The organism is Burkholderia sp. Bmkn7, assembly GCF_041103175.1.
In the GTDB taxonomy this organism is placed as follows: Bacteria; Pseudomonadota; Gammaproteobacteria; order Burkholderiales; family Burkholderiaceae; genus Burkholderia; species Burkholderia cepacia.
Genome location: NZ_JBGCUH010000002.1, coordinates 2,806,848 through 2,832,811 on the forward strand (window position 1 = coordinate 2,806,848; position 25,964 = coordinate 2,832,811).

Here is a 25,964-nt window from a genome sequence, read left to right on the forward strand (position 1 = left end):
GTGGATGCCGCCCGGCCTGTCGGCGGTGACACCCGGCAAACGCTGCATCACATCCCCAGGATCGTCACCTGGTCGTGGCGAAGCCGAACGTCGCGTGTCCACGCGTCGACTTCCGCGATCACCCCGGCCAGCGCGGCGCAGCTTGCGTCGAGACGCGCGACGAAAGCCTGCCGCGATCCGCTGAAAATGAAACCGAGCCGGTCGAGCGCGTCGGTGCGCTGCGCGGCGTTGCCGAGCCTCCTGCCGGTGTCGGCCAGTTCGGCGACGATCGCAAGCCAGTCGGCCATGCCGACGGCGTTGAACGCGTAATGGTCGTAGTCGGGGATCTGCCGCGCGATTGCCGTCTCGAGCAGCCCGAACACTTCCTCGTCGAAGAACAGCGACCCGGCATTCCAGCAGGTGCGCGCATACGGCCCGCCCATGAGTTCGACGTACGCGGTGCCGTCGAGCGCCGTACGATCCTTGATGACGCGGATATCGTCCATGTGTGTCGTCGTGATCGCGGAACAACGCCCCATGCGTCGCCGCGCGTTCATCCATAATGGCGCGATTGTCGACGAAGCGAGCGGTGCTGTCGACGGCGCGCCTCCGTTGCGCGGCCGCTCGCCGCAAGCCGTGCAGCCGCCGCCCCACAGGAGCCGCGTGATGGCCGAAGCAGTGAATCCGCCGGAAGTCTGGGCGCCGTTCGGCGCGTTCTCGATGGCCGTGATCCAGGGCGACGGCCGGATCGTGCATCTGAAGGGGCAAGTGGCGCTCGACCGCGACGGCCGGGTGGTCGGCCACGGCGACATGCGCATGCAGGTGCGGCAGACGCTCGACAACATCCGCGCCGTGCTCGCCGCGATGGGCGGGCAGATGCAGGACGTGATCTCGCTCGTCCACCATGCGACCGACATCGATGCCTTCATGCAGGCCGGCGACATCCGCAGCACGTATTTCGCCGCGCCCTATCCGGTGACGACGACCGTCCAGGTCGAACGTCTCTACCATCCCGACCTGCTGATCGAGATCACCGCCGTCGCCGAAATTCCGCTCGCGCGTTTTCGCCGGCCCGCATCGCGCGCGTGACGCGCTGTCTCGCGCCGGACGACGCGCCGGCCGTCGCATTGCCGACCGGCGCGCTTCCTCGCCACCCGCGTGCCTACTTCGCCTGCGCGCCCGGCTTCACGGCGCCTGCGGCCGCCTTGTCGGCCAACGGTTGCCACGCGGCGCCGAGCGAATACCAGTCGACACGGCGCGTGAGCGTCATGATGCCCGCGAGGATCGCGAACAGCAGCAGCGAACCGAGCATCAGCGCGTTGTCTTCCGACAGCAGCAGCCCGTAGAGCGCCGCGTACAGCACCGCGAGCAGCGCCGAGAACACCGCGCCGCGCTTCACGCTGTGCAGCACGAACGACAGGTAGAAACCGAGCAGCCCGATGCATGCACCGCTCGCCGCGAGATACGCATACGCAAACGCGATGTGTTCGGAGAGGCTCAGCAGCAGCAGGAAGAACAGCGCGAGCGACAGGCCGACCAGCGCGTACTGGATCGGGTGAATGCGCAGCCGCTTCACGAGCTCGTACATGAAGAAGCTCGCGAACGTGAGCATCACGAACAGCGCGCCGTACTTCGTTGCGCGTTCGGCCTGCAGATAGACGTTCACGGGTTCGATCATCGACACCGACGCCGTTTCGATCGCGCCTTCCCCGTTGCCGGTCGCGATCTGCTCGCGCGCCTTCGTGTTGAACGACGTCACGCGCCAGTTGCCGGTGAACCCGCGCGCATCGACCGTGCGGTTGTTCGGCAGGAACGCGCCGTCGAAACTCGGATGCGGCCACGTCGACTTCAGCGAGAAATCGTTCTGGTCGCCCACCGGCGCGAACGCGACGGACTCCGCGCCCCGCAGCGGCAGGTCGATGCTGAACGGCACGACCGCGCCCGCTCCCGCTCCCGCGCCTGCTTCGGCCAGCGCCGCGAGATCGACGTTCGCGTGCACACCCTGGCGCAGGCTGTCCAGCCGCGTGCCCTGCTCCACGTCGAAACGCGCGCCGCCGATACGCACGTCGGGTTGCGCGGTCAGCCCGCGAATGTCGCCGATGCCGATCGCGACATAGGCGTTGTCGACCTTGAAGCTCACGTGGCCGTCCGCCTGCGGCAGCTTCTTCAGGTCCGGCAACGCCAGCGTGCCGGTCAACCGGCTCGTCAGTTCGTACACCAGCGCCTTGTGGATGCCGCGATAGCGGACGCTGGTCGTCAACGTGCCGTCGACGTTCAGCGTCTTCGGAAACACGAGCAGGCGCTTCGTCTCGCTTCTCAGGCTCGTCTTCGTCGCGCCGCCGGCGGGCGTCTCGTCGCGCACGCGCGTGACTTCCGTGTAAGGCACGACGAGCACCGGCCCCGACACCGTCTGCGGCCCCGCATAGCTCGACCAGATGCTCTGCAGCGCGTCCATGCGATACGCGGAGCGTTCGTGCACGATGCTTTGCACCATCTGCAGCGGGATCAGGATCAGCAGCGCAAGCAACGCGGTGATCACGAATTTGAACAACAGGACTCGATTCATGGCCGACAGGTACCGGAGTAAAAGGTACCGCCAGCATGCGCCGGCCCGGTGAAGGGCGATTGAAGCCGGTGTGAAGCGAATGTGGGGCGAACGTGAAGCGCGGTCAGGCCGCCGAAGGCAGCGTGAGCGTCGCGCACGCGCCGCCTTCGTCGCGGTTCGCGAGCGCGACCTGGCCGCGGTGCAGCATCGCGACTTCGCGGACGAAACACAGCCCGAGGCCCGTGCTGCGATCCTGCCCGTCGGGGCGCGGCAGCGAATAGAAGCGCTCGAACACGCGCGCCAGTGCGTAGTCGGGCACGCCGGGGCCGTCATCGGCGACGCGCACGATCGCGACGTGCGCCCTGCCCGCCGGCTGCCGTTCGAGCGCGATGCGGATCGTGCTGCCCCGCGGCGCGAAATCCAGCGCGTTGTCGAGCAGGTTGCCGAGCGCCTGGCGCAGCAGGAACGGATCGCCTTCGACGACCGCCGGGTCGGCCGCGTCGTTCGCGTCGATCGCCAGGTTCACGCCGCGCTGCCGTGCGCGCGGCTCGATATCGTCGACGAGCTGTTCGAGCACCGGCCGCAGCGCGACCGGTTCGCGCACCGACAGCCGCTGCTTCTGTTCGACTTCGGCGAGCGCGAGCAGCTTGCGGATCATCTGTTCGAGGCGGCCGGCCTGGCGGCGGATGTTCTCGGTGAAGCGCCGGCGGTTCGCAACCGGCATGTCTTCCTGCAGCAGTTCGGCTGCACCGCTGATCGCCGCCAGCGGGCTTTTCATCTCGTGCGTGAGCGTGTGGATGTAGTTCTCGACGTACTGCCGGTCCTCCAGCCGCTGATGCATGCTTTCCACCGCGCGCCCGAGCTCGGCCAGTTCGCTCGCGCCCTGCAGCGGCATGTCGGCCCGCTCGCCCGCCGCAATCGCGCGCGCATAGCGCTGCAGGCGACGCAGCCCGACCACCAGCCACCAGGTGCACGCGACGCCGATCAGGATCGCGCCGCCCATCAGCAGCGCGCCGTACAGCATGATCTTGCGCTGGCTGCGCGCGATGAACGGCGCGACCGTCTGGTTCGGCTTTGCGATCGTCAGTACGCCGATGATCTCGTTGCCGCGCCGGATCGGTGCCGCCACGTGCATCACGGTGCTGCTGTCGTCGTTCGGATCGCTGCGCGTGCTGCGCGCGCCGTATTCGCCGCGCAGCGTCCGGTACACGTCGTTCCAGCGCGAATAGTCCTGCCCGAGCGCGCGGCCGGTCGAGTCGTAGCGCACGATGCCGTGCGCGTCGGTGATGTAGAGGCGGTAGCCGATCATGTTCTTCTGCACGCCCCACACGTTCGCGCTGACCGGGCGTTCGTGAAGTTGCGCGAGCTGCCGCGCGAAAGCGCCGTCGGCGATATGGCCGCTGGCCATGTCGTCGGCGGCCAGCGTCGCGAGCACTTGCGCGGTATCGACGAGGGTGTCCTCCATCGCCTCGCGCACGCCGGGCTTCACCTCCTGCACGAACACGCGCAGCGTGATCAGCGCGGCCAGCCCGACGATCAGGAAAAAGCCGAAGAAGATGCGCAGGCCGATATGCATGGGCGGTGCCGGTCGTTACGGTTGCAGCGAATAACCCATCCCGCGATGGGTGCGGATCGGGTCGCGCTCGGGGTCGATCGCGCGCAGCTTGGCGCGCAGCGTCTTGATGTGCGTGTCGACCGTGCGGTCGGCCGAATCGAAGGCCTCGTGCCACACGAGATCCATCAGCTGCTCGCGCGAATAGATGCGCCCGGGATGCCGGACCAGCAGCGCCAGCAGCCCGAATTCGTAGCGCGTGAGATCCAGTGCGTGGCCGAGCCACGACACGCGCGCGCCATCGGTATCGACCGTGAAGCCCGGTGCGGTTGTCGCGTCGGGTGCCGGCGCGGGCGCGGGTATCGATTCGGGGGCGGCCGCCCGGTGGAAACGCCGCAGGATCACGCGCACCCGGGCCGCCAGCTCGCGTGGCGAAAACGGCTTGACCACGTAATCGTCGGCACCGATCTCGAGCCCGACGATCCGGTCGATTTCGTCGTGCCGCGCGGTGAGGAAGATCACCGGCACGTCGGAGAACGTGCGCAGCCGCCGGCATACCTCGAAGCCGCTGAGGTCCGGCAGGCCGACGTCGAGCACGACGAGGTCGAAGCGCGCATCGCGCAGGCGGTCGAGCGCCGCCTGCCCGAGGGTGCAGTGGACGGTCTGCATGCCGTCGGTGCCGAGGGCGTAGACGATCGTGTCCGCGATCGCCACTTCATCTTCGACGATCAGGATATGGGGCTGATGCATGGTCTCGGGCTGGGCTCGCGTGGGTCCGGTGCGCCATTGTACGCACGGCCGGCGGCCGCGCGAGCGCGAGCCCGTGCCCGCCGGACTACGCGACGCGGCCGGTCACCGGAATCGACGCGCCGGTGATCGCCTGCGCGTCGGCCGACAGCAGGAAGCCGATCGTCGCCGCGATCTGTTCCGGCCGCACCCAGCGCGAGAAATCCGCGTCCGGCATGTCCGCGCGGTTCGGCGGCGTATCGATGATGCTCGGCAGGATCGCGTTCACCGTCACGCCACGGTCGAGCAGTTCGGCCGCCAGCGCCTCGGTGAGCCGCGCGACGCCGGCCTTCGCGGCCGCATAGGCGCCCATTCCCGCGCCGGCCTTGAACGCCGCGCCCGCGCCGATGTTGACGATACGCCCGGCCGGGTTCGCCAGCAGGTGCGGCAGCGCGGCCTTCGATGCGTTCAGCGCGGTCTTCACGTTCAGTTCGTACATGCGGTCCCACGTGGCGGCGTCGCCGTCGGCGATCGTCTGCCACACGAACGCGCCCGCGATGTTCAGCAGCGCGTCGACCCGGCCGAATTCGCGCTGCACGGTATCGAGCGCCCGCGCGGCGGCCTGCGGATCGACCAGATCGATGCCGCCGATGCGCAGCGCGTCCGCCGGCACGCCGGGCAGTGCCTCTGCCGCCGGGGCCGCGCCGCGGCCGATCAGCGCGACGCGTGCGCCGCGCGCGCCGAGCCACGCGGCCGTCGCGACGCCCAGATGGCCGAACCCGCCGGTGATCGCGACTGCCTTGCCTTTGAAATCGTGTTCCATCGATGTTTTCTCCTGGATCGAGGGTTGCCTGATGATGCGTATTGCACGGGTCATGCCGGCCGCGGCACGCATGCGCGGCCGGCAATTCGACACAGCGTAGCGCGTTCACGCATCCGTGCGCACGGCGACGAGGCTGCGGCGGCGCAGTTCCTCCGTCGTTTCGCCCTGGTTGTCCGGGCGCCAGCCCGGCGGCAGCAGCACGAAGCGGATCGCCGTCCACGCGTCGCGGGCCGTCGCGACGTCGCGGGCGAGGCTCGCCCAGTGTTCGAGTTCGACGACGAACGGATTGCGCGAACGGGTCGGCGTGACGAGGCCGAAACGGCACGGCTCGTCGGCGCGCTCGGCGACATAGGTGCCGAACAGCCGGTCGAACACGATCAGCACGCCGCCGTAGTTCGCATCGAGGTAGTCGAGGTTCGACGCATGGTGCACGCGGTGCGCGGACGGCGTGTTGAACACGTATTCGAGCCAGCCGAGCTTCGGCATCCACGTGTTGTGCAGCCAGAACTGGTACATCAGGTTGAACGACAGGATCGCGAGCACGGCTTCCGGACGCACGCCGAGCCATACAAGCGGCGTGAAGAACATCGCGGCGCCGGCGATCTTGCCGGTCCAGCCGAGGCGAAATGCGGACGACAGCGTCAACTGGTTCGGCGAGTGATGCACCGCATGGGTCGACCAGAAGAAGCGCACGCGGTGTGACGCGCGGTGATACCAGTAGTAGCAGAACTCCTGGCCGACAAACACGAGCAGCGCGAGCGCGACGCTGTGGAGCGGGATCGTGAAGAGCCGGTGCGCCCAAGCGAAATCGAACACCGGCGTGGCGAGCGACAGCGGCACCAGCGCGAGCAGCTTGCGGCCCGCGAGGTCGGCGAGCGACAGCCATACTTCGTTCCAGTCGAACGGTTCGGGCCCGCGGGCGCGGCGCCAGGTGAGCACCACCGCCTCGACGAGCGAGACGGCGACGATGAAGAGCGTGACGTAGTACGCGAGCTTTCCGGTGGTCGTGAGCATGATGGGTCGTTCCTTCGGTTGAGCCGGACGCGTCATGGGCGGCACGGGCCGCCATCGCGTCGGATGGAACGCACTGTAGTGGGCGCGGAACGGAAAGACCACGCGGGAAATATGTCGCCGTATGTCGCGATACGTCGCGGTCGGCGGCGTTCAGGTGATGCGCGGCGGTCACACGCGCTTGTCGACTGGAGCCGGGCCGATTCGCGGCGGCGCGTGGGCATCTCCGGCGGGAAATGTGTCGCCGCATGTCGTGACGAAGGCGGTCGATGGCGTGCGACATGACATGGGCCGATGGACAAGCCTGCGCGGCAGGCGAGCACAGTCGTGACCGGCCGGAAGCCGATTCTTCGGACGGTATACGACGGCGGACGGTTCCCTTCATGTTTCGGAGAAGCCGGTTCCGGTCGCGTGTGGCCCACCGCATGCGTTCAACTGCATGCGTTCAATTCGCGTGACGTGGCTCGACACGGAGCACGCGCGGATCGACCCGCAAATGTGTCGCCGCATGTCGCCGCGACACGACTTCGCGCCGCGCTCGACACGTTCCGCCCCGCGCGGCCGCCCTCCGCCTTCACGCGATCGCGCTGCCGGCAGCCTTGCCCGGCGCGGCATGCCCGCGATCGGCGCGGCCGACGCACGCATTCGTCGTACCTCGAAACAGCACGACACGTGTAACACCGCGACATCTTTTATGACGCGACGGGCGCGTGTCGTCGCCCTAAAGTTCGTTCCGTCGCCACGCCACCGCGTGCACCGAAACGAACCGCAAGGACACCCGATGAAAACCCGCTTCCTCGTCACCGCCGCCGCACTCGCCCTCGCCTGCGCGCCGGCCTTCGCCGGCTGGTCCGGCCACGGCACCGCGTACACCCCGCGCGGCACCTACAACGGCGCGCACGCCGGTTCGTGCGGCGGCGGCAGCTGCTCGCATGCGGGCGGCGTGATCGGCCCCGGCGGCGGGATCGCGACCAATACCGGCACCGTCACGCGCACCGCGCCCGGCCAGTTCTCGAACAGCGGCACGGCCGTCGGCCCGAACGGGCGCTCGGTGGAACACAGCGGCGACACGAGCTGCGCGGACGGCACCTGCTCGCATACCGGTTCGCTCACGGGCTCGGACGGCCGCAGCGCCACGACATCGGGCAGCGTGACGCGCAACGGCCCGGACCAGTATGGGTCGAGCGGCACGATCACGGGATCGAACGGCAATACGGCCAGCCATACGGCGTCGACGAATTGCGCGGGCTCGACCTGCTCGCGCTCGGGCACCTTGACGGGCACCGACGGCGCAAGCGTCACGCATTCCGGCAGCGCGACGCGCGTGGCGCCGGGCGTCGTGACGACGTCGGGGGGCTCGACGGTCGTACACGGCGGCACCGTCTCGACCGGCGGCACGACGGTGATCCACGGCAGCACGGCGGCAGGCGGCGCGGTCGTCGTGGCCGGCGGGACGGTACCGGTTCCTGTCGGGGTGCCGGTGCCTGTGCCCGTCGCACCGCCTCCGCCCGCTGCGGTGGTCGTGACGCCCCCGCCGCCCGCTGCCACGGTCGCTGTCGCGGCACCGGCACCTGCCGCCGTCGTGGTCACGCCCCCGCCGCCCGCGCCGGCCGCCGTCGTCGTCACGCCCCCGCCGAAGGTCGTGCATGTTGCGCCGCCGAAGGCCGTCGTGGTCGCACCCGCGCCGCGCGTCGTCTACGTCGCGCCGCCGCCGCCGAAGGTCCTGTACATCGCGCCGCCGCTGCCGCGTGCCGTGTACGTCGCCCCGCGCGCCGTGTATGTCGCCCACCCGCCGCGCGCCGTCGTCTGGGTGCCCGGCCACTGGGCCGGCCGCGTGTGGGTGCCCGCGCACTGGGCATGACCCGGCCCCGCTCCGGTCTGTTTCGTTTTCCATCCGTTTCATCAACCACCCGGCCGGCGCAGACCGTCGGCCACGCAAGGAGAAACCCCATGAAGTCCATCAAGAAGATGATTGCCGTCGTCGTTTTGTGTATCGTCTCAGCAGCAGCGTCGGCACAGCAGGTGCCGCCCGGCGCGGCGAACGGCGGTGCACGCGTCGAACGCGCACTGATGCAGTTGCAGGCCCGCTTCGCCAACGCGAACACGACGCACGACGGCAGGCTCACCCGCGAGCAGGCCGCCGCGGGCATGCCGATGGTCGCGCAGCATTTCGACGAAATCGATACGCAGCACAACGGCTACGTCACGCTCGAGCAGTTGGGCGGTTTCATGCGCCAGCGCATGGCGGCCCGTTGAACCCGCACGACGATCCAGCCGCGCACGCACCGGGAGGCAAGCGATGGAACAGTCCTGCAGGATCGTCGTGCTCGACGACGAAGCCGAGCTGCGCAACATGCTGCAGCGCTTCCTGACCGGCCACGGCTTCCAGGTCCGCGCGGTCGCCGACGGCAAGCGGCTCGACCGCCTGCTACAGCGCGAGCCGTACGACCTGCTGGTGCTCGACCTGATGATGGAGCCCGAGGACGGCCTGAGCGTATGCCGGCGCCTGCGCGCCGAAGGCCAGACGCTGCCGATCCTGATGCTCACCGCGAAAGGCGATGCCGCGGACAAGGTCGTCGGCCTCGAGACGGGCGCCGACGATTACCTGGCGAAGCCGTTTCTCCCCGACGAACTCGTCGCCCGCGTCCGCGCGCTGCTGCGGCGGCAGAAAATGGCGGCCGGCGAGCCGACGGTCACGTCGCAGCGCCTGCGTTTCGGCGCGTTCACGTTCGACGTCGGCCAGCAGACGCTGATGCGCGACGGCACGCCCGTCGAGATCCATTCGGCGCAGATGCTGCTGTTGCACGCGCTCGGCTCGTCGCCGAATCGCGCGGTGAGCCGCGAGAACCTGCTCGCCCGCGCGCGCGGCCGCGACCATGCCGCACTCGACCGCAGCGTCGACGTCCAGATCCTGCGGCTGCGCCAGATCGTCGAGGACGATCCCGCCAAGCCACGCTTCATCAAGACCGTCTGGGGCATCGGCTACATGCTGGTGGCCGGCATCGAGCCGTGATGCGCATCCCGCTGCCGCGCTCGCTGCTCGCGCGCAACATCGCGCTGCTGGTGGCGCTCGTCGCGCTGTCGCTCGCCTGTTCGCTCGCCTGTTCGCTCACCGTGCTGCTGCACTACGTGCAGCGCCCGCGCATCGAGCGGGCCTCGATCGTTTTCGCCGACTACGTGCAGTTGCTCGACCGCACGCTCGCCAGCCTGCCGCCCGATGCCGGCCGCACGGCCGTCGCGCAGTTCGGCGGCCAGGCCGCGCTGCCGCCGGCCGCACCGCCGCAAGCGCCGAACCTGGCGGCCTTCTTCCGCACCTGGCAGCGCGACGTGTTCATGCAGGCCCTGGAACGCCACCTGCCGCCGGACCTCACGGCGCGCTGGCAATCCGGCGACGACGAGCGCCTGTGGATCCGACTGCACGCGGCCGGCTCGCCTGTCTGGGTGCCGCTGCCGATGGCCGCCGACGCGCAGGCGAGCGGCATCACGACGGCCCTCGCGCTGTCGGTCGGGCTGGCGCTGCTCGCAGCGCTGACCGGCTACCTGATCCAGCTCCACCTGAACCGGCCGCTCGACGCGCTGGCGCGGGCGGCGCAGCGCGTCAGCGCGGGCGAGCGCCCGCCGCCGCTGCCCACCGACGGCCCGACCGAAATCGCCGACGTGAGCCGCGCATTCAACCAGATGGCCGACGCACTGCAGCAGGCGGAAGCGACCCGTTCGCTGATGCTGGCCGGCGTGTCGCACGACATCCGCACGCCGCTCACCAAGCTGCGCCTGGCGATCGCGATGGCGCTGCCGCGCGGCACGCACGACGCGCTCACCGCATCGGCCGAGCACTATCTCGACCAGATCGATACGATCCTGCAGCAATTCATGGACTACGCGGGCAGCGGCGAGCGCGAAACGCCGCAAACCGGCGACCTGAACGCGCTGATCGGCCAGCTCGTCGCGGATTTCGCGGGGCTCGGCCATGAATTCGAGTTCGACGAAGGCGAGGTGCCCATGTTCGCGTTTCGTCCGATCAGCCTGATGCGGCTGCTGATGAACCTGATGCAGAACGCGGTCGTCTATGGCCGCACGGGCCTCGGCGTGCGCACGTGGACCGAAGGCGGGATCGCGTATGCGGTGGTCGGCGATCGCGGCAACGGCATCCGCGCGGCCGAACTCGAACGGCTCAAGGCACCGTTCAGCCGGGGAGCGAACGCACGCAGCCATGCGGGCGGCACCGGCCTGGGCCTCGCGATCGTCGAGCGGATCGCCCGCCTGCACGGCGGCTCGCTGACGTTCCGCGACCGCGACGGCGGCGGCCTGGAGGCCGTCGTCGCGCTGCCGCTCGATTCGTCCGGGCAGGCGCGGCGGGGGCTTTCGGGTTGAGTGGCGGCTCGATGGTTCTTCGGTTCTTCGGTTCTTCGGTTCTTCGGTTCTTCGGTTCTTCTGTTCTTCTGTCCGCCTTACTGCCTTACTGCCTTACTGCCTTACTGCCTTACTGCCTTACTGCCTTACTGCCTTACTGCCTTGCCGCCTTGCCGCCTTGCCGCCTTGCCGCCTTGCCGCCTTGCCGCCTTGCCGCCTTGCCGCGTTACCGCCTTTCTCCCTTACTGCCTGACGATCCGACGGCCCAGCGTACCCGCGCGCGGCGGCACGTGACATGCGCCGACATAATTCCTGCGTGGCGCATCACGCCCGGCCTCCGCATACTTGCGCCTGCGTGTTGCGCAACGGCATGAAACCTCTCCCTCGCCAGCGATCACGCCCCGCTTCCGATCGTTCGCGTTCCTGAATGCCGCGACAGTATCGGCAACTTCATCCAGGCCTCGGAGATCGACATGTTCACTTCCCTTCACACCCTTGCCACCCACGCCAAACGTCTGACGAGCGTCGCGCTGATCGCCGGCGCACTCGCGATGACCGGCTGCGCATCGACCTCAACCACCGCCATGACCGCCGCGCCGGCGGCCCGCACGCAGCCGCAGGTTCGTGCGGACGTCGTCTACGTGTCCGCGTTCGACGTGGACACGACCGACGTCAAGGTCGACGGCGGCATGATCGCCAAGCTCACGACCCTCGCGAGCGGTTCGTCCGCCGACGTGCAACGCCAGCAGAGCGCGCTGACGACACGCGAGCGGCTCGCCGACGCGCTCGTGCGCGAACTCCGGTCGCAAGGCATCCCCGCGCTGCGCGGCCCGGTGCCCGACGGCCGCGACGTGCTGGTGATCGAAGGCCGGTTCGAGTCGATCGACGCCGGCAACCGCCGCCGCCGCACCCTGATCGGGCTCGGAGCGGGCAAGAGCGAAGTGAAGGCATCGGTCACCGTGCTGTTCCGGCCGGCGTATGGCGCGCCGCAACCGCTCGGTACGTTCTCGTCCAGCGCGAACAGCGGCCACCTGCCCGGCATGGTGGAAACCGCCGGGGTCGGCGCGGCGGCCGGCCGCCTCGCGACGTCGGCAGCGGTCGGCACCGGCCTGCATGGCGTGTCGGAAGCCAAGCACGACACGGTGGTGTCCGATACGGATCGACTCGCGCGCTCGATCGCGAAGCAGCTCGCCACGCAGAATGCGGCGAACGCGTGGCTGCCGACGGTGTCGGCGAGCTGACGCACCGCGCACCGCACGCTGCACGCTGCACGCTGCACGCCGCACGCCGCACGCCGCACGCCGCACGCCGCACGCCGCACGCCGCACGCCGCACGCCGCACGCCGCACGCCGCACGCCGCACGCCGCCTGCGCAGCCCGGCGGGCGCGCAGGCGGCCGGCCGGGCATAATGCGCGAGGCCGCCGCGGCGACACGCGCCGCGACCGTGCCGGGCCACCCGACGGCCGGCGCCATTTCCCGTCCTGAACGAATTCCGAACCTCAACCCGTCAATGCCATGCAAGTACTCGTCGTAGGAACCGGCAAGCTGGCCAGCGAACTGCTCGGCGCGCACCGGCTCGACCCCGCAACCTGTCGCGTGATGGCATGGTCGGACAGCACGCACCACGATGCGCAGCATAGCGACGCCCGGCATGGTGACGCCCGGCATACCGACGCCCGCTCGATCGTCGTGCATGCCGGTTCCGGCCGCGAGCTCCCTGACGTCATCGCATTCTGCGAGGCCACCGCGTCGCCGCTCATCGAGCTGTCCACCGGCTCCGTGCTCGAAACCGGCTCGTACGCTTTCCCGATCGTGCTGTGTCCGAACACGAACATCCTGATGCTCAAGTTCATGAGCATGCTGGAAACCAGCGGCCACCTGTTTCACGACTGCCGGATCAGCCTGACGGAGTCGCACCAGGCCGGCAAGACGTCCGTCCCGGGCACGGCCGTCGGGATCGGCCAGTCGCTCGGCGTGCGGCCGGAAGACATCCGCTCCGTGCGCGACCCGGACGTGCAGCGCAGCGAATTCGCCGTCGCCGACGATCAGCTCGGCCGCCACGCGATTCACCGGATACGCATCGACGACGGTGCGTGCAGCCTGCAGTTCGAATCGCGCGTGGTGGGCGATACGCCCTACGCGGATGGCGTATCGCGCATCGTCGATGCCGTCCGGCAGCACGATCTCGAGCACCGCCGCTATTCGATCGTCGAGTTCATCCGCAACGGCTGGCTGTAGTCGCGGCGGTACGCGGCGGGAGGCATGCGCGCGTCTCGCACGTCGTTTCCACAACGAAAAGAGTTCGTCGCAAAATGCCGTGGATGTCGCCGATCGCTTCGCCAGCGGCATCCGGGCCAAACGTCCCACCCCCGGCAGCCGCGACGTGCAAACGTCGTTTCGTATCGGCCGGCAAGTTATCGGCCGAGGTTCATTCGCCGAGATGGGGCGCAAACCGCTGCCGACGCCGGCGCGCGAATCGCCACAGTCGACATCCCCCGAAAGGAGAGCACCCAATGACCCGCCCCGATTTCATCAAGCACTGGACCGAGCTCGAAGAACCGGAAGCGCATTGCTACCGCGGCGACACCGAGCCGATGGCGCTGGACGCACCGCTTTCCGCCGAACTCGGCATCACCCGTATCGGCATTCATCACGTGAGGCTCCTGCCGGGTCGGCGAACCTCATATCCGCATGCCGAAAGCACCGAGCAGGAGTTTGTGTACGTGCTCGAGGGCAAGCCCGATGTCTGGATCGACGGCGTGCTGCACCCCGTTGCCGAAGGTGATTCCGTCGCGTTTCCGGCGGGCACCGGCATCTGTCACACCTTCATCAACAACACGAAGGACGAGGTCAGGCTGATGGTGATCGGCGAACGCCCGCGCGACGACAATCGCATCCGCTACCCGAAGAACGAGGCGTACGAGCTTACCCGCGCGGACCGCTGGGTGGACTGGCCCGCCAGGCCGCTCGGGGACCACGACGGCATGCCGGACTGACGCTCGCGAAGATGCCCCCGACGGAACCTGCCGAGCCTGCTGCGTGAACGCGCGGCAGGCCGCCGGAGCCGCCCCGTTCCACGGCGCGTTACCCGGCCAGCCATCACTCGCCGCCCAGCAACGCCCCGCTCTCGGGCAACGTCGCACCGCCGTCGACGACGATCGTCTGCCCCGTGATGTAAGCGGCATCGGCCGACGCGAGAAACAGCATCGCGTTCGCGATATCTTCCGGCTCGCCCATCCGCGCAAGCGGAATGTCGCGCGCGATCTGCGCGGCGACCGACGCATCGCCAAGATTGCCTGCCGCCGGCGTGCGGATCATTCCCGGTTCGACACCATTCACCGTCACGTTGTGGCGTGCGAGTTCGAGCGCCGCCGCACGAATGAAACCGTTCACGCCGGCCTTCGACGCCGCGTAATGCGCGAGCCCCGGATACACGACGCGCGGCCCCGTCACCGACGACGTGACGAGCAGCCGCCCCGCCCCCGCGCGCCCGAAGGCCGGCAACGCGGCCTGCGCGAGCCAGAACAGCGCCGACAGGTTGACCGACAGCGTCCGGTCGAGCGTCGGCTCGTCGATCTGCGTAAACGGCATCAGCGGAAAATACGCGGCATTGTGGACGACGACATCGAGCCGGCCGCCATCGCGCTCGACTGCCGCGACCAGCGCGACCAGTTGGTCGCGGCTGGCCGCATCCACCCGATAGGCGCGCAGCTCGCCGCCCGTGCTCGCGAGCGCGTCGGCCTGCGCGGCGGCGGCCTCGCCGTTCAGGTCGGCGAGCGCGACGAACGCGCCGGATTCTGCGAAACGGCGCGCGATCGCCGCACCGATCCCCTGCGCGGCGCCCGTGACGAGCACGACACGCCCGCTGAAATCCGCCCGCAGGCGGCCGCTGCCCGGCGCGGCATTCATCGCTGCGCCCCGCCGTCGAGCGGATGCACGGTGTCGTTCAGCACCTGAGCATGCGCGCCGATCGGGAAGTTCGACAGCGTGCCGAAATCGCCGCCCTGGTAGCCGAAGATCTTGCCGTCGGTCTTGCGCTGCGCGAGGTCGATCAGCACGACGCCGAGCGTCGGCACCACCTTTTCGCGCCACACGAACAGATACAGCTCCTCTGCAATCCTGAAGTAATGGCAGCGGTCGACATCGGCCAGGCCGCCTTCGACACCCTGCAGGCACTGCCACGCGTAGAAGTTCTCGTTCAGGTAGATGTGCTCGTAGCACTCGGTCGGGCTGTAGCGGTACATCGTCCGCTTGCCGATCAGCTCGCGCGTGGGCCCGTGCAGCGGCCCCGGCTGCGTATGGCCGCCGAGCGTGCCGTGCCGGAAGCCGGCCTCGACGCCCGTCAGCGGCAGCCCGCGCGCCACCCGCGTGAATGCGTCGATACGCGTGTCGGATTCGGTCGGCAGCGTGCCGACAACCGACGTCCATACCCCGTTGTCGAGATCGATCACGAGACTGACCGACGTCGCGCGGGCTGACGAATCGATGTAGTCGACGAAGTACAGCCCGTTGCGCAACCGCGTCACGCGGCACGGCTCGCGGCCGCCCGTGTCGGTCGCCGCGTCGCGCCACTGCAGCGCGCCCGGCTCGAACATGTAGACCCGCCATGCCCCCGACGCGTCGCCGAGCGTCAGCGTATGCCCGGCGAGCGCATCGACGGATGCGAGGATGTTCGCTTCCGGCGCGAAGCCATCCGCGAGCGCGCCAACCTGAATGAATACCGGATCCTGTTGTTCCACCTGCCGTCTCCCGCGCAGCTTCAGGCCCGGCGGGCCGTGTACGCTGCTCATGTGCACATGGTGCGGGCTGCGCGCGATGCGCGGTATCGGCCAAAAGGATGAAGGGCGCGCGGCGCCGGAACGCGCTAAAGTGCACGAAATCCGCGCCGCGACCGGCGCGAGGAGCGCACATGCACCGCGTCACCCACTACCGACGGACCGGCGAAGGCATCGAGGCAATCAGCCTCGACTCCGACCGCGCGTTTCCGCGCCACGCGCACGACGAATTCGGGGTCGGCGTGATCGTCAGCGGCGCGCACCGGTCGTGGAGCGGCCGCGGGCAGGTCGACGCTCTGGCCGGCGACGCGATCATGGTCAACCCGGGCGAGATGCACGACGGCTCGCCGATCGAGGCCGGCACGGGCCGGCGCTGGCGGATGCTGTACCTTGCGCCCGCGCTGGTCGCGGGCGTCGCGGCGGAAGAAGGCCTCGGCGGCATCGAACTGGCGCATCCGGCGGTACGCGACGCGCGGCTCACGGCCGCCGTCGGCCGGCTGCATGCGCGCATCGTCGCGGGAGAATCCCCGCCGCTCGCCCGCGACGAGGCACTCGTGATGCTCGTCGCCGGGCTGCTCGCCCGGCACGCGAACCGCACGCTGCCGACGGCGGGCGTTGCTCCGGCGATCCGCATCGCGCGGGAGCGGCTCGACGCGGCACCGGCAGCCCCCGTTTCGCTCGCCGAGCTGGCCGGCCTGAGCGGTGTCAGCCGCTTCCAGCTGCTGCGCGGGTTTGCCCGCGAACTCGGCATCACACCGCATGCCTACCTGATCCAGTCGCGTGCGCGGCTGGCACGCGCGCTGCTCGCCAGCGGCCTGCCGATCGCCGATGCCGCGGCCAAAGCCGGCTTTGCCGATCAGAGCCACCTGACGCGCGCGTTCGCGCGCCAGTTCGGGATCACGCCTGGGAGGTTTGCGCAGGCTGGTTGACGTCGGGCCCCGCGCAACGCGATCGGTCGCAAGGCGATCGAAGGCGGCCCCCGACGTCGACGACGGCTGGCGCGGCTTGGGCTTGGGCTTGGGCTTGGGCTTGGGCTTGGGCTTGGGCTTGGGCTTGGGCTTCGGCTTCGGCTTCGGCAGCAGTCTGCGCAAACGCACGTGCGTAACGCCCCACGCACGGCCCTCGACGCGCCCGCGCCCGCTGCAATTTCGTTCAAGACGCGCGATGCCGCCATACGCGACGATGCGGCGCATGAAGACACGACTGATCGGCTATCTCTATCTCGCCGCCGCGATGGCGGGCGTCGGCAGCACCGTCATCGCGAGCCGTCTCGCGGCAGGCGGCCTGCCGCCGTTCACGGCCACCGCGCTGCGCTTCCTGATCGCGACACCGCTGCTGTTCGCGCTGATGCGCGCGCAGCGAATGCGTTGGCCACGCATTTCCACCCGCGACGGCGTGCTGCTCGTCATCCAGGCTGCAGCGGGCGGCGTCGGTTACACGGTGCTGCTGATCAGCGGTACGAAGTTGTCGTCGCCGCTCGACGCAGGCGTGATGCTCGGCACGCTGCCCGCGATGTCGACGCTGATCGCGGCCGTCGTGCTGCGCGAGCGGCAGACGCCGCGCGACTGGGCGGCCGCCGCGCTCGCCACGGCCGGCGTGCTGTTCGTCACGTTCGCCCCCGGCCACGCGCTGCCGTCGCTACAGACGCTTGCCGGCGATGCACTGGTGCTGGCCGCCGTCGCATGCGAAGCCGTGTTCATCCTGCTCAACCGGCGCCTTGCCGCGCCGCTGCCGCCGCTCGCGCTGTCCACTGCGATGTCGGGGCTCGGCTTCGTGCTCGCGCTCGTGCCGGCTGTATTCGAATGGCACGCGGTCGCAGATGGCTGGACTCTCGGCGCGGTGTCGGCAATCGCCTACTACGCGCTGGTGCCGACCGTGCTCGGCTACCTGTGCTGGTACGCGGGTTCGGCGCGCACCAGCGGAACCGAGGCCGCGCTGTTCACGGCGGTCGCGCCGGTCTCGGCCGTGCTGTTCGCGGTCGCGCTGTTCGGTGAAACGTTGAACGTCACGCGGGTCGCCGGCATCGCGCTCGTCGTCGCGGGCATGCTCGTCGGCGCGACGCGGCGGCGCGAGCGGCTCGCCGACACGCACGATGCCCGGCCAGCCAGCCCCGCGCCCACCCCCGCTCAAACCGCCGCCGAATGACTGCGGTCATCGCGGGATTGCGGCAACGGCGGCCACTTCCTCCCGTCACATCGTCGTGGCCCGCGCGCCCCGGCCACTGTAGGAATGTGTCCGCGTGCCGCAAATCGATTGCGCACCACCCCGCAAGATGCAATATTCGCGTGGCCGGCCCCTTTGACAACCATTGAACAACAATCCGACACGCAATGAACAGGAAGGAAGCCAAAACAAGAATCGCGGTGCTGCTCTCCGCGGGAACGAGGAAGGCCGACGCACTGGCCGAACTGTCCGGGCAGGGGCTCAAGGATCGCGTGCTCGCGCACCTGATTGCATCGCACCCCGACCCCGAGCGCTGCCGCAAGAACAAGGTGCACGTCCGGATCCTGGTCGCGCTCGGTATCGCCCAGCTCGCGATCAGCCTCGTGCTCGCGTATTACTTCTTCGCAAGCGGCGCCGGCACCGGCCTCGTGGCCGTGTTCCTGGCGTTGACCGTGCCGCTGTCGCTGCTGTTCATCTGGGGCTTCGCGACTCATCGCGTCGGCGCCTATCACGCGTTCATCCTGCTGTCGCTGCTGCAGTTGCCGAAAACCATCGCCGAACTCGGACGCGATCCGTCGACCGCGCTGCCGAGTCTCGTGATCACCGCGTTGCTGGTGGGCTACGTCTGGTACGTGCGCAACCGGATGTTCCCCGACTACGGCTGGTTCACGCCGCGCAAGGTCGAAGGCCGCTACGCGTTCGTCGAACACGCGTGACGCCGCCGGCGTAGGCACCGGCCGAAAAAAAGCGCCGGGCCGCCCCGCAATCGCGGGACGGCCGGCGCTTTCTGCATTCCGAAACCAGTCGGCTTACTTGGCCTTTTCAGCCGTATCGCTGATCGCCTGGCCACCCTTCGAAATATCCTGGCCCACACCGGCGACCGTGTTGCAACCGGCGAGCGCGGCGGTCACCACCAGCAGCATTGCAGCAATCGTACGCGTCATTCTCATTCTCCTTCGAATCAACAAGCCCGACGGGCGAATCGTATGCGGCGCGGTACCCGGCAAGACACCGGGCACGGGGCCTGACCTGATTATACGGAGACGGCCGCGACGCGCCACTACGAACCCGCCGCATGTCACACGGGCCACACAGCCGGTCCGCGCAGATTTTCCTTGACTTCAACGCGCCAGGAACTAATATACGCACCGCGTATATTTTCCGCCAGGAGCCGCCGATGACCGTTCCCCAGCAAGCCTTCCTCCGCGACGCGATGCGCCGCCTCAACATGACCCGCGAAGCATTCGCCAATCGCATCGGCGTCAGCCGGCGCGCGCTGGATACCTGGCTGTTGCCCGATGATTCGCAGGAATCGCGCGGGATGCCCGAGATCGTCGAGCGCTTCGTGTCGGAAATCGTCGAGCGCTCGGCACCGGAAGGCAGCGGCTATACGCAAAGCGTAGATAATCAAGGGCTCGCCAAGCAGTTCTTTTTCGAAGGCAAGCCGCAGCTGCTGTCGGTCGACCAGTTTTCGCGGGAATCGGTCGAGGCACTGTTTCGCGTGGCCGACGTGATGCAGCCGATCGCACGCCGCCACAAGATTTCGCGCGTCCTGGAAGGCGCCGTGCTCGGCAACCTGTTCTTCGAAGCCAGCACGCGTACGCGCGTGTCGTTCGGCGCCGCCTTCTGCCGGCTCGGTGGCTCGGTGTGCGACACGACGGGCTTTACGTTCTCGTCGATGGCCAAGGGTGAATCGATCTACGACACGAGCCGCGTGATGGCCGGCTACGTCGATGCGCTCGTGATCCGCCACCCGGAGAAAGGCTCGGTGGCCGAGTTCGCGCGCGCGACCAACCTGCCCGTGATCAACGGCGGCGACGGCCCCGGCGAGCACCCGAGCCAGGCGCTGCTCGATCTTTATACGATCCAGCGCGAGTTCTCCCGGCTCGGCAAGATCGTCGACGGTGCGCACATCGCGCTGGTCGGCGACCTCAAGTACGGCCGCACCGTGCACTCGCTCGTCAAGCTGCTCGCGCTGTACCGCGGGCTGAAGTTCACGCTCGTGTCGCCGCCGACGCTCGAGATGCCGGCCTACATCGTCGACCAGATCGCGACGAACGGCCACGTGATCGAGCAGACCACCGACCTCGCGGCCGGGCTGCGCGGCGCGGACGTCGTCTACGCGACGCGGATCCAGAAGGAGCGCTTCACCGACGAGTCGTTCGAAGGCTACACGCCGGATTTCCAGATCAACCAGGCGCTCGTCGACACGGTGTGCAAGCCCGACACGCTGATCATGCACCCGCTGCCGCGCGACAGCCGGCCCGGCGCGAACGACCTGTCGGTCGACCTGAACCGCGACCCGCGCCTCGCGATCTTCCGCCAGACCGACAACGGCATTCCGGTGCGGATGGCGATCTTCGCGGTGCTGCTCGGCGTCGAGAACCTCGTCCAGCATTCGATGCGCGACGCGACGTGGCGCCCGCCGGCATACCTCGGGCCGGAAGACGCGGTGTTTCACGGCGTCGATTGAATCGTATCCAGAGTCTCGCGCCCGCCTGCCGTCGTTTCAGGTCGGCGGCGCGCTTGCCTGAAGCAGAACGCGCCGCATCGCACGGCGCGTTTTTCAATTGCGGGGCAGCCTGCGGGGCCGGCAGCCGTGGGCTCGTTAGCGCGCCCACGGGTCGATTACGCGAATTCCCATTGCCTCGAACGGCGTGACATCGCGCGTGGCGACGATCAGGCCGTTCGCTTCGGCCGTGCCGGCGATAAAACCATCGGATGGTGCAATTGCGACACCTGCGGCACGAGCGCGTGCGCGAAGGCTCGCATACGCTTTGCTCGCAGCATCGTCGAATGGCAGGATTCGTCCGCGAAACAATGGCAGCACGCGCTGCTCGATGCTCTGATGCAGCCACTCTCGCCGGCGTCCTTCCGGCAATACAGCCACGCCCAATCGTATTTCCGCGAGACTGATCGCAGCCAGAAACAAGGTTTCGACATTCTGGGCATCGAGCCACTCGATCACGGCCGCGTTCGGCTCGCGTCGTAGCGGTTCGGAAATGACATTCGTATCAACAAGGATCATTCGAAGCTCATCGGATCGGCAGGCGTCTTGTCGCGCTGGGCGTCGAAATCGAATCCGCCGGCCTCCTGCCCGATTGCCGCCAGCATCGTTCCCAGCTTGAGCCGCCCGCCCGGAAGAACGGCCTGTTCGAGAATGTCGCGCACCTCGGCTTCGGTGCTGCGCCCATGTTGGGCCGCGCGAATGCGAAGTGCTCGATGCACTTCATCGGACAGATTTCGGACGGTGATCACCGGCATGGTGCGCCTCATCAAGATTGCTTTCAATGCAGTCATATTAGCATTTTGCTGTCATACCAAGTGAATCGCGACACTGCGACTCTAACCGGCCCGACAAGCCCTTCCTATCTGGTCATTCGGCCAATCTTCCCTCCGCAATGACCCCGTCACATTCGTCAACAATTCCTCAACAAACGAGAACAAGAACGCTTCTCATTCACGATGAAATTACATAGAATGCCGCCTGAAAACAAATCGTAATAATTCCCGACGGCGTGCACATTTCCGCAGCGCACCGCCCCGGGGCCACACCGCGAGGTCGAAGCGCACCATGAAGTCACGTCCCGACGAGCTGAAGCTCGGTAAATTCACCACCTTGTGCAGCGTGCTAGCCGCCGGCCCGGCATTCGCGGCGGACGGTACGCCGCCACCCGCCCCGGCCGGCACCGAAGGCCATCTCGCGCCGATCGAGGTACAGGGCAAGGCCGAGCACAGCTACAAGGCCGATTTCTCCGCTTCCGTGAAATTCACCGCGCCGCTCGTCGACACGCCGAAATCCGTCACCGTGATCCCGCAGGAGCTGATCCAGAACAGCGGCGCGTCGACGCTGACGGAAGCGCTGCGCACCGTGCCCGGCATCACGTTCGGCGCCGGCGAAGGCGGCAACCCGCTCGGCGATCGTCCGTTCATCCGCGGCTACGACACGCAGGGCAGCATGTTCGTCGACGGCATGCGCGACACGGGCGCCACGACGCGCGAGATCTTCAATACCGAACGCATCGAGATCACCAAGGGCTCCGACGGCGCATACGGCGGCCGCGGCGGCGCGGGCGGCAGCATCAACCTGATCACGAAAGCCCCGCACCTCGGCACCACCGCCGCCGCGAGCGCGGGCCTCGGCACCGACCGCTATCGCCGCTTCACGGCCGACGGCAACTGGCAATTCGCCGATCACGCCGCATTCCGCCTGAACCTGATGAGCCACAACAACGACGTCGCCGGCCGCGACGCCGTCAACAACGAACGCTGGGGCGTCGCGCCGTCGATCGCGTTCGGTCTCGGCACGCCGACGCGCGTAACCGCGAGCTACTACCACCTGTCGACCGACGACATGCCCGACGGCGGCATCCCGTATTTCTATACGGCGTCGAACAAACCCGCGAACGTCGGCACGATCTATCCGGCCCCCGTCGACCGCCACAACTTCTACGGGCTGATCGACCGCGACTTCCGCAAGACCACGTCGGACATCAGCACGATCAAGATCGAGCACGACATCACGTCGGCGCTGACGATCCGCAACACCACGCGTTACACGGAATCGACGCAGGACTACATCTGGACCCAGCCGGACGACAGCCAGGGCAACGTGGTGAACGGCAAGGTCTGGCGCCGCAACAACAACCGCGACAGCTCGATCAACAGCCTGGCGAACCTGACCGAGCTGTTCGGCGAGTTCCGCACCGGCCCGTTCAAGCACAGCTTCACGACCGGCATCGAGCTGACGCGCGAATGGGGCAAGCGCGACAGCTACAACGTCGCGACCGACACCGGCAAGATCTGCCAGAAAGGCATCGGCGCCGCATCGGGCTACAACTGCACGAACCTGTGGTCGCCGAACCCGAACGACCCGTGGGCCGGTTCGATCACGCGCAACAACGACTACGCGCATGCACGCACCACGACGAAGTCGATCTACGGCTTCGACACGATCGAGATCACGCCGCGCTGGCAGGTCAACGCCGGCGTGCGCGTCGACGACTACTCGACCCGCTTCACCGACACCAGGGCCAACGGCGGCAAAACCTATACGCGCGACGACACGCTCGTGAACTGGCAGGCGGGCCTCGTGTTCAAGCCCGCGCAGAACGGCAGCATCTACGCGTCGTATGCGACGTCGTCGACGCCGGCCGGCATGCTGCTCGGCGAAGGCAGCGAGACGCAGTCGCTCACGCCGGGCCGCGGCGGCGTCGGCCCGAACGCCGATCAGATGGCGCCCGAGAAGAACCGCAGCATCGAGCTCGGCACCAAGTGGAACGTGCTGAACGACAAGCTGTCACTCACCGCCGCGCTGTTCCAGATCGACACGACCAACGCGCGCGTGACGCTGCCGAACAACCAGTACGCGATGGTCGGCAACAAGCGTGTGCAGGGTCTCGAACTCGGCGTCGCAGGGCAGATCACGAAGCAGTGGCAGGTGTTCGGCGGCTACACGTACATGAAGAGCGCGCTGCGCGACAACGGCAAGGACGCGGCGAACGACGGCAACCGCTTCCCGAACACGCCGAAGCACAGCCTCACGATGTGGTCGAACTACGACGTGACGCCGAAGTTCACGGTCGGCGGCGGCGCGTTCTACATGTCGGAAGTGTTCGGCGATCCCGCGAACCTGCGAGCAGTGCCGTCGTACTGGCGCTTCGACGCGATGGCGCAGTACCGCATCAACAAGAAGCTCGACCTGCAACTGAACGTGAACAACCTGTTCAACCGCACCTACTTCGACCAGGCGTACCCGGCGCACTACGCGTCGATCGCCCCGGGCCGCTCGGCGTTCGTCACGCTGAACGCGCGCTACTGATCGATGGAGGCTGTATCGCTGAAGGCGCTCGCGTCGGTGTCGCCGCGCGAGTTCGCCGATATCCTGGCCGGGCCGCCCGAGCGCGCCGCCGCGTGGGTCGCGGCGGCGGCCGACAACGGCATCGTCGATGCGCAGGCTGTCTACGGGCAGTACCTGCTCGACGGGCATGGCGTCGCGCGCGACCCGGCGGCCGCGTTCAACTGGTTCCGGCACGCGGCGCGGGCCGGCCACGCGATGGCGATGAACATGCTCGGCCGGTGCTACGAGTTCGGCTGGGGCACGGCCGCGTGCGCGCCGGTCGCCGTGTACTGGTACCGGCTCGCCGCTCAGGCGGGGCTCGACTGGGGCATGTACAACTACGCGACGGCGCTCGCGCTCGGCAACGGCTGCGACGAGAACCGCGCCGACGCGCTCGACTGGTTCCGCCGCGCGGCCGCGCTCGGCCATGCGAAATCGATCAACCTGATCGGCGGTTTCTACGAGGACGGCTGGGTCGTACCGGCCGACCCCGATGCCGCTTTCGACCACTATCGCCGCGCCGCCGTCGCCGGCGACTTCCGCGGCCAGTTCAACTATGCGCGGCTGCTTGCCGAGCGCGGACGCATCGACGAGGCGCTCGGCTGGCTCGCGCGCGTGCCGGCCACCGCGACTCCCGCGTTCGTCGCGAAGATGCGCGCGTATCTCGCGTCGTCGCCGATCGACGCGTTTCGTGCGGCGGCGCTGCAGTTGCAGCCGCAGCCGCAGCCGCACTGCATGGAATCCGCAACATGATGCTTCATATCCCCGGCGTGTTGACCAAGGCGCAGGTCGCGCAATGCCGCGACCACCTCGATGCGGCCGAATGGGTCGACGGAAACGCGACGTCCGGCACGCAGTCGGCGCTCGCGAAACGCAACCGGCAATTGCCGGAAGGCTCGCCCGCCGCGCGTGCGGTGGGCGACGCGATCCAGGACGCGCTCGCGCGCCACCCGCTGTTCTTTTCGGCGGCGCTGCCGCTCAAGGTGTTTCCGCCGCTGTTCAATCGCTACGAAGGCGGCGAGACGTTCGGCACGCACGTCGACAACGCGATCCGGCTGCTGCGCGGCACGGATTTCCGCGTGCGCAGCGACCTGTCGGCGACGCTGTTTCTCGAGGAACCCGATGCGTACGACGGCGGCGAGCTGTGTGTCGAGGATACGTACGGCACCCATCGCGCGAAGCTGCCGGCAGGCGATCTCGTGCTGTATCCGGCGTCGAGCCTGCATCAGGTGACGCCCGTCACACGCGGCGAGCGCGTCGCGTCGTTCTTCTGGATCCAGAGCATGGTGCGCGACGACGGCGACCGCACGCTGCTGTTCCAGCTCGATACGCAGATTCAGGCGCTGTCCGCCGAAAAAGGCGCGAAGAACCCGATGGTCATTGCGTTGACGGGGATTTATCACAACCTGTTGAGGAAGTGGGCGGATGCGTAACGCGAACGGTTGACGCCGCCCCCCGGCGCTTGCGCTGCGTCGGACTCCATGATTAAAATGACCATCATCAAATGACCATGCTCATATCATGATGCCGCACGCTCCCGTATCGAAATCCGAATTCAAGGCTCGCGCACTCGAATACTTCCGGCTCGTCGAGGCGTCGGGCGAAAGCCTGATCGTCACCGATCACGGCAAGCCGACGCTCGAGATCCGGCCGTATCACGCACGCGAGGCTCAGCCGTTGGACATATTGCGCGGTTCGGTCATGCGCTATGACAATCCTCTCGATCCGATTGCGGAAGATGATTGGGAGGCGTCGCGGTGATCGTGCTGGATACACATGCATTGGTATGGTGGGTGGCGGGCGACCCGTCGCTCAGCAGGAAGGCGAGAAGCGCGATCGATCGCGCCCGGAGCGAAGGCGCGCTCGCCGCGTCCGCGATCTCCGCGTGGGAGATCGCGATGCTGGTGCGCAACGACCGCCTCGCACTGACGATGGAGGTCGAAGCATGGCTCGCCACCGTCGCGCAGATCGACGGGATGCGCTTCGTGCCCGTCGACGCCGACATCGCCGCGAAATCCACCAACCTCCCCGGCACGTTCCACAAGGATCCGGCCGATCGCATGATCGTTGCGACCGCTCGACGGCTCGGCGTGCCGCTCGTCACGCGCGACGAAAAAATCCGCGCTTACGCGCACGTCAAGACGCTCTGGTGAGCGTCGCCTGCCCGCGGTCCAGACCGCCGCGCATCCTTTGCCGGACT

At 68.2% G+C, this 25,964-nt stretch carries 28 protein-coding genes; 17 read left to right on the forward strand and 11 right to left on the reverse strand.

Annotation, left to right across the window (positions count from 1 at the left end):
* Positions 1-47: 47 nt before the first annotated feature.
* Positions 48-485, reverse strand: a complete 438-nt coding sequence (locus tag AB3K92_RS18510; RefSeq protein WP_060224985.1) for a hypothetical protein — start codon at positions 483-485, stop codon at positions 48-50.
* A 160-nt stretch (positions 486-645) separates the two neighbouring features.
* Here AB3K92_RS18510 and AB3K92_RS18515 point away from each other — a divergent pair, with 160 nt between their 5' ends.
* A complete protein-coding gene (locus AB3K92_RS18515; protein WP_060070555.1) occupies positions 646-1,068 on the forward strand; it encodes a RidA family protein in 423 nt (140 codons plus the stop codon).
* Positions 1,069-1,141: 73 nt separating this feature from the next.
* Here the strand turns inward: AB3K92_RS18515 and creD are convergent, their stop codons facing one another.
* From creD to AB3K92_RS18540, 5 genes are all read right to left on the reverse strand, one after another.
* A complete protein-coding gene (gene creD / locus AB3K92_RS18520; protein WP_059492149.1) occupies positions 1,142-2,545 on the reverse strand; it encodes a cell envelope integrity protein CreD in 1,404 nt (467 codons plus the stop codon).
* A 103-nt stretch (positions 2,546-2,648) separates the two neighbouring features.
* Entirely contained in the window at positions 2,649-4,100 is a 1,452-nt protein-coding gene (creC, locus tag AB3K92_RS18525; protein ID WP_369465592.1) for a two-component system sensor histidine kinase CreC, read from the reverse strand.
* A gap of 15 nt (positions 4,101-4,115) precedes the next feature.
* Entirely contained in the window at positions 4,116-4,826 is a 711-nt protein-coding gene (creB, locus tag AB3K92_RS18530) for a two-component system response regulator CreB (protein ID WP_059492148.1), read from the reverse strand.
* Positions 4,827-4,911: 85 nt separating this feature from the next.
* Complete coding sequence (locus AB3K92_RS18535; RefSeq protein ID WP_048026788.1) at positions 4,912-5,625, reverse strand: SDR family NAD(P)-dependent oxidoreductase; 714 nt, start codon at positions 5,623-5,625, stop codon at positions 4,912-4,914.
* Positions 5,626-5,730: 105 nt separating this feature from the next.
* Positions 5,731-6,639 (reverse strand): sterol desaturase family protein, encoded by a 909-nt coding sequence (locus AB3K92_RS18540; RefSeq protein ID WP_124923160.1) that lies wholly within the window; start codon positions 6,637-6,639, stop codon positions 5,731-5,733.
* A gap of 778 nt (positions 6,640-7,417) precedes the next feature.
* On the opposite strand from AB3K92_RS18540, the gene AB3K92_RS18545 reads away from it, so the two are divergent.
* The 7 genes from AB3K92_RS18545 to AB3K92_RS18575 all read left to right on the forward strand — a co-directional run bounded on the left by AB3K92_RS18545 (position 7,418) and on the right by AB3K92_RS18575 (position 13,983).
* Positions 7,418-8,497, forward strand: a complete 1,080-nt coding sequence (locus tag AB3K92_RS18545; protein WP_124923161.1) for a hypothetical protein — start codon at positions 7,418-7,420, stop codon at positions 8,495-8,497.
* Positions 8,498-8,586: 89 nt separating this feature from the next.
* Positions 8,587-8,892 (forward strand): hypothetical protein, encoded by a 306-nt coding sequence (locus tag AB3K92_RS18550; protein ID WP_081080272.1) that lies wholly within the window; start codon positions 8,587-8,589, stop codon positions 8,890-8,892.
* Positions 8,893-8,935: 43 nt separating this feature from the next.
* Entirely contained in the window at positions 8,936-9,649 is a 714-nt protein-coding gene (locus AB3K92_RS18555) for a response regulator (RefSeq protein ID WP_048026791.1), read from the forward strand.
* Entirely contained in the window at positions 9,649-11,007 is a 1,359-nt protein-coding gene (locus tag AB3K92_RS18560) for an ATP-binding protein (protein ID WP_369465593.1), read from the forward strand. The genes AB3K92_RS18555 and AB3K92_RS18560 overlap by 1 nt, the downstream gene beginning before the upstream one ends.
* 452 nt (positions 11,008-11,459) lie before the next feature.
* Positions 11,460-12,227 (forward strand): DUF4410 domain-containing protein, encoded by a 768-nt coding sequence (locus AB3K92_RS18565; RefSeq protein WP_369465594.1) that lies wholly within the window; start codon positions 11,460-11,462, stop codon positions 12,225-12,227.
* Positions 12,228-12,502: 275 nt separating this feature from the next.
* On the forward strand, positions 12,503-13,225 hold the full coding sequence (locus AB3K92_RS18570; RefSeq protein WP_369465595.1) for a dihydrodipicolinate reductase: 723 nt from the start codon (positions 12,503-12,505) through the stop codon (positions 13,223-13,225).
* A gap of 275 nt (positions 13,226-13,500) precedes the next feature.
* Positions 13,501-13,983: a cupin domain-containing protein gene (locus AB3K92_RS18575; protein WP_021158171.1), complete on the forward strand. Its 483-nt coding sequence runs from the start codon at positions 13,501-13,503 to the stop codon at positions 13,981-13,983.
* Positions 13,984-14,086: 103 nt separating this feature from the next.
* Here AB3K92_RS18575 and AB3K92_RS18580 read toward each other — a convergent pair whose 3' ends face one another.
* Both AB3K92_RS18580 and AB3K92_RS18585 read right to left on the reverse strand, forming a co-directional pair.
* Positions 14,087-14,896, reverse strand: a complete 810-nt coding sequence (locus tag AB3K92_RS18580; protein WP_369465596.1) for an SDR family oxidoreductase — start codon at positions 14,894-14,896, stop codon at positions 14,087-14,089.
* Positions 14,893-15,726: a molybdenum cofactor biosynthesis F family protein gene (locus AB3K92_RS18585; protein WP_048026766.1), complete on the reverse strand. Its 834-nt coding sequence runs from the start codon at positions 15,724-15,726 to the stop codon at positions 14,893-14,895. The genes AB3K92_RS18580 and AB3K92_RS18585 overlap by 4 nt, the downstream gene beginning before the upstream one ends.
* 170 nt (positions 15,727-15,896) lie before the next feature.
* On the opposite strand from AB3K92_RS18585, the gene AB3K92_RS18590 reads away from it, so the two are divergent.
* The 3 genes from AB3K92_RS18590 to AB3K92_RS18600 all read left to right on the forward strand — a co-directional run bounded on the left by AB3K92_RS18590 (position 15,897) and on the right by AB3K92_RS18600 (position 18,641).
* On the forward strand, positions 15,897-16,691 hold the full coding sequence (locus AB3K92_RS18590) for a helix-turn-helix domain-containing protein (RefSeq protein ID WP_369465597.1): 795 nt from the start codon (positions 15,897-15,899) through the stop codon (positions 16,689-16,691).
* 262 nt (positions 16,692-16,953) lie between these two features.
* Entirely contained in the window at positions 16,954-17,907 is a 954-nt protein-coding gene (locus tag AB3K92_RS18595; protein ID WP_059587065.1) for a DMT family transporter, read from the forward strand.
* A 185-nt stretch (positions 17,908-18,092) separates the two neighbouring features.
* On the forward strand, positions 18,093-18,641 hold the full coding sequence (locus AB3K92_RS18600) for a hypothetical protein (protein WP_059587045.1): 549 nt from the start codon (positions 18,093-18,095) through the stop codon (positions 18,639-18,641).
* 93 nt (positions 18,642-18,734) lie between these two features.
* Here the strand turns inward: AB3K92_RS18600 and AB3K92_RS18605 are convergent, their stop codons facing one another.
* Positions 18,735-18,869: an entericidin A/B family lipoprotein gene (locus AB3K92_RS18605; RefSeq protein WP_021158165.1), complete on the reverse strand. Its 135-nt coding sequence runs from the start codon at positions 18,867-18,869 to the stop codon at positions 18,735-18,737.
* A gap of 233 nt (positions 18,870-19,102) precedes the next feature.
* Here AB3K92_RS18605 and AB3K92_RS18610 point away from each other — a divergent pair, with 233 nt between their 5' ends.
* Positions 19,103-20,398, forward strand: coding sequence for an aspartate carbamoyltransferase (locus AB3K92_RS18610; RefSeq protein WP_021158163.1), 1,296 nt, complete (start codon positions 19,103-19,105; stop codon positions 20,396-20,398).
* 135 nt (positions 20,399-20,533) lie between these two features.
* Here AB3K92_RS18610 and AB3K92_RS18615 read toward each other — a convergent pair whose 3' ends face one another.
* The gene (locus AB3K92_RS18615) at positions 20,534-20,953 is read right to left on the reverse strand and encodes a type II toxin-antitoxin system VapC family toxin (RefSeq protein ID WP_021158162.1); all 420 of its coding nucleotides are present in this window, start codon (positions 20,951-20,953) and stop codon (positions 20,534-20,536) included.
* The gene (locus AB3K92_RS18620; RefSeq protein ID WP_021158161.1) at positions 20,950-21,189 is read right to left on the reverse strand and encodes an antitoxin VapB; all 240 of its coding nucleotides are present in this window, start codon (positions 21,187-21,189) and stop codon (positions 20,950-20,952) included. Before AB3K92_RS18620 ends, AB3K92_RS18615 begins: the two co-directional genes overlap by 4 nt.
* 310 nt (positions 21,190-21,499) lie before the next feature.
* On the opposite strand from AB3K92_RS18620, the gene AB3K92_RS18625 reads away from it, so the two are divergent.
* The 5 genes from AB3K92_RS18625 (at position 21,500) to AB3K92_RS18645 (ending at position 25,917) form a co-directional block, all read left to right on the forward strand.
* Entirely contained in the window at positions 21,500-23,746 is a 2,247-nt protein-coding gene (locus AB3K92_RS18625) for a TonB-dependent receptor (RefSeq protein WP_369465599.1), read from the forward strand.
* Positions 23,747-23,749: 3 nt separating this feature from the next.
* Entirely contained in the window at positions 23,750-24,517 is a 768-nt protein-coding gene (locus AB3K92_RS18630) for a tetratricopeptide repeat protein (protein WP_369465600.1), read from the forward strand.
* Positions 24,514-25,197, forward strand: coding sequence for a Fe2+-dependent dioxygenase (locus AB3K92_RS18635; RefSeq protein WP_369465601.1), 684 nt, complete (start codon positions 24,514-24,516; stop codon positions 25,195-25,197). Before AB3K92_RS18630 ends, AB3K92_RS18635 begins: the two co-directional genes overlap by 4 nt.
* 88 nt (positions 25,198-25,285) lie before the next feature.
* Entirely contained in the window at positions 25,286-25,525 is a 240-nt protein-coding gene (locus tag AB3K92_RS18640) for a type II toxin-antitoxin system Phd/YefM family antitoxin (RefSeq protein WP_011659184.1), read from the forward strand.
* Positions 25,522-25,917 carry a type II toxin-antitoxin system VapC family toxin gene (locus AB3K92_RS18645; RefSeq protein WP_042973908.1) on the forward strand — a complete coding sequence of 132 codons (396 nt, stop codon included), beginning with the start codon at positions 25,522-25,524 and terminating at the stop codon, positions 25,915-25,917. Before AB3K92_RS18640 ends, AB3K92_RS18645 begins: the two co-directional genes overlap by 4 nt.
* The last annotated feature ends 47 nt before the right edge of the window (positions 25,918-25,964 follow it).

What these genes read in the sequence shown, in the direction of transcription:
- AB3K92_RS18510 (WP_060224985.1), bottom strand. Translation starts at nt 485, where the DNA reads ATGGACGATATCCGCGTCATCAAGGATCGTACGGCGCTCGACGGCACC.
- AB3K92_RS18515 (WP_060070555.1), top strand. Translation starts at nt 646, where the DNA reads ATGGCCGAAGCAGTGAATCCGCCGGAAGTCTGGGCGCCGTTCGGCGCG.
- creD (WP_059492149.1), bottom strand. Translation starts at nt 2,545, where the DNA reads ATGAATCGAGTCCTGTTGTTCAAATTCGTGATCACCGCGTTGCTTGCG.
- creC (WP_369465592.1), bottom strand. Translation starts at nt 4,100, where the DNA reads ATGCATATCGGCCTGCGCATCTTCTTCGGCTTTTTCCTGATCGTCGGG.
- creB (WP_059492148.1), bottom strand. Translation starts at nt 4,826, where the DNA reads ATGCATCAGCCCCATATCCTGATCGTCGAAGATGAAGTGGCGATCGCG.
- AB3K92_RS18535 (WP_048026788.1), bottom strand. Translation starts at nt 5,625, where the DNA reads ATGGAACACGATTTCAAAGGCAAGGCAGTCGCGATCACCGGCGGGTTC.
- AB3K92_RS18540 (WP_124923160.1), bottom strand. Translation starts at nt 6,639, where the DNA reads ATGCTCACGACCACCGGAAAGCTCGCGTACTACGTCACGCTCTTCATC.
- AB3K92_RS18545 (WP_124923161.1), top strand. Translation starts at nt 7,418, where the DNA reads ATGAAAACCCGCTTCCTCGTCACCGCCGCCGCACTCGCCCTCGCCTGC.
- AB3K92_RS18550 (WP_081080272.1), top strand. Translation starts at nt 8,587, where the DNA reads ATGAAGTCCATCAAGAAGATGATTGCCGTCGTCGTTTTGTGTATCGTC.
- AB3K92_RS18555 (WP_048026791.1), top strand. Translation starts at nt 8,936, where the DNA reads ATGGAACAGTCCTGCAGGATCGTCGTGCTCGACGACGAAGCCGAGCTG.
- AB3K92_RS18560 (WP_369465593.1), top strand. Translation starts at nt 9,649, where the DNA reads ATGCGCATCCCGCTGCCGCGCTCGCTGCTCGCGCGCAACATCGCGCTG.
- AB3K92_RS18565 (WP_369465594.1), top strand. Translation starts at nt 11,460, where the DNA reads ATGTTCACTTCCCTTCACACCCTTGCCACCCACGCCAAACGTCTGACG.
- AB3K92_RS18570 (WP_369465595.1), top strand. Translation starts at nt 12,503, where the DNA reads ATGCAAGTACTCGTCGTAGGAACCGGCAAGCTGGCCAGCGAACTGCTC.
- AB3K92_RS18575 (WP_021158171.1), top strand. Translation starts at nt 13,501, where the DNA reads ATGACCCGCCCCGATTTCATCAAGCACTGGACCGAGCTCGAAGAACCG.
- AB3K92_RS18580 (WP_369465596.1), bottom strand. Translation starts at nt 14,896, where the DNA reads ATGAATGCCGCGCCGGGCAGCGGCCGCCTGCGGGCGGATTTCAGCGGG.
- AB3K92_RS18590 (WP_369465597.1), top strand. Translation starts at nt 15,897, where the DNA reads ATGCACCGCGTCACCCACTACCGACGGACCGGCGAAGGCATCGAGGCA.
- AB3K92_RS18595 (WP_059587065.1), top strand. Translation starts at nt 16,954, where the DNA reads ATGAAGACACGACTGATCGGCTATCTCTATCTCGCCGCCGCGATGGCG.
- AB3K92_RS18600 (WP_059587045.1), top strand. Translation starts at nt 18,093, where the DNA reads ATGAACAGGAAGGAAGCCAAAACAAGAATCGCGGTGCTGCTCTCCGCG.
- AB3K92_RS18605 (WP_021158165.1), bottom strand. Translation starts at nt 18,869, where the DNA reads ATGACGCGTACGATTGCTGCAATGCTGCTGGTGGTGACCGCCGCGCTC.
- AB3K92_RS18610 (WP_021158163.1), top strand. Translation starts at nt 19,103, where the DNA reads ATGACCGTTCCCCAGCAAGCCTTCCTCCGCGACGCGATGCGCCGCCTC.
- AB3K92_RS18615 (WP_021158162.1), bottom strand. Translation starts at nt 20,953, where the DNA reads ATGATCCTTGTTGATACGAATGTCATTTCCGAACCGCTACGACGCGAG.
- AB3K92_RS18620 (WP_021158161.1), bottom strand. Translation starts at nt 21,189, where the DNA reads ATGCCGGTGATCACCGTCCGAAATCTGTCCGATGAAGTGCATCGAGCA.
- AB3K92_RS18625 (WP_369465599.1), top strand. Translation starts at nt 21,500, where the DNA reads ATGAAGTCACGTCCCGACGAGCTGAAGCTCGGTAAATTCACCACCTTG.
- AB3K92_RS18630 (WP_369465600.1), top strand. Translation starts at nt 23,750, where the DNA reads ATGGAGGCTGTATCGCTGAAGGCGCTCGCGTCGGTGTCGCCGCGCGAG.
- AB3K92_RS18635 (WP_369465601.1), top strand. Translation starts at nt 24,514, where the DNA reads ATGATGCTTCATATCCCCGGCGTGTTGACCAAGGCGCAGGTCGCGCAA.
- AB3K92_RS18640 (WP_011659184.1), top strand. Translation starts at nt 25,286, where the DNA reads ATGATGCCGCACGCTCCCGTATCGAAATCCGAATTCAAGGCTCGCGCA.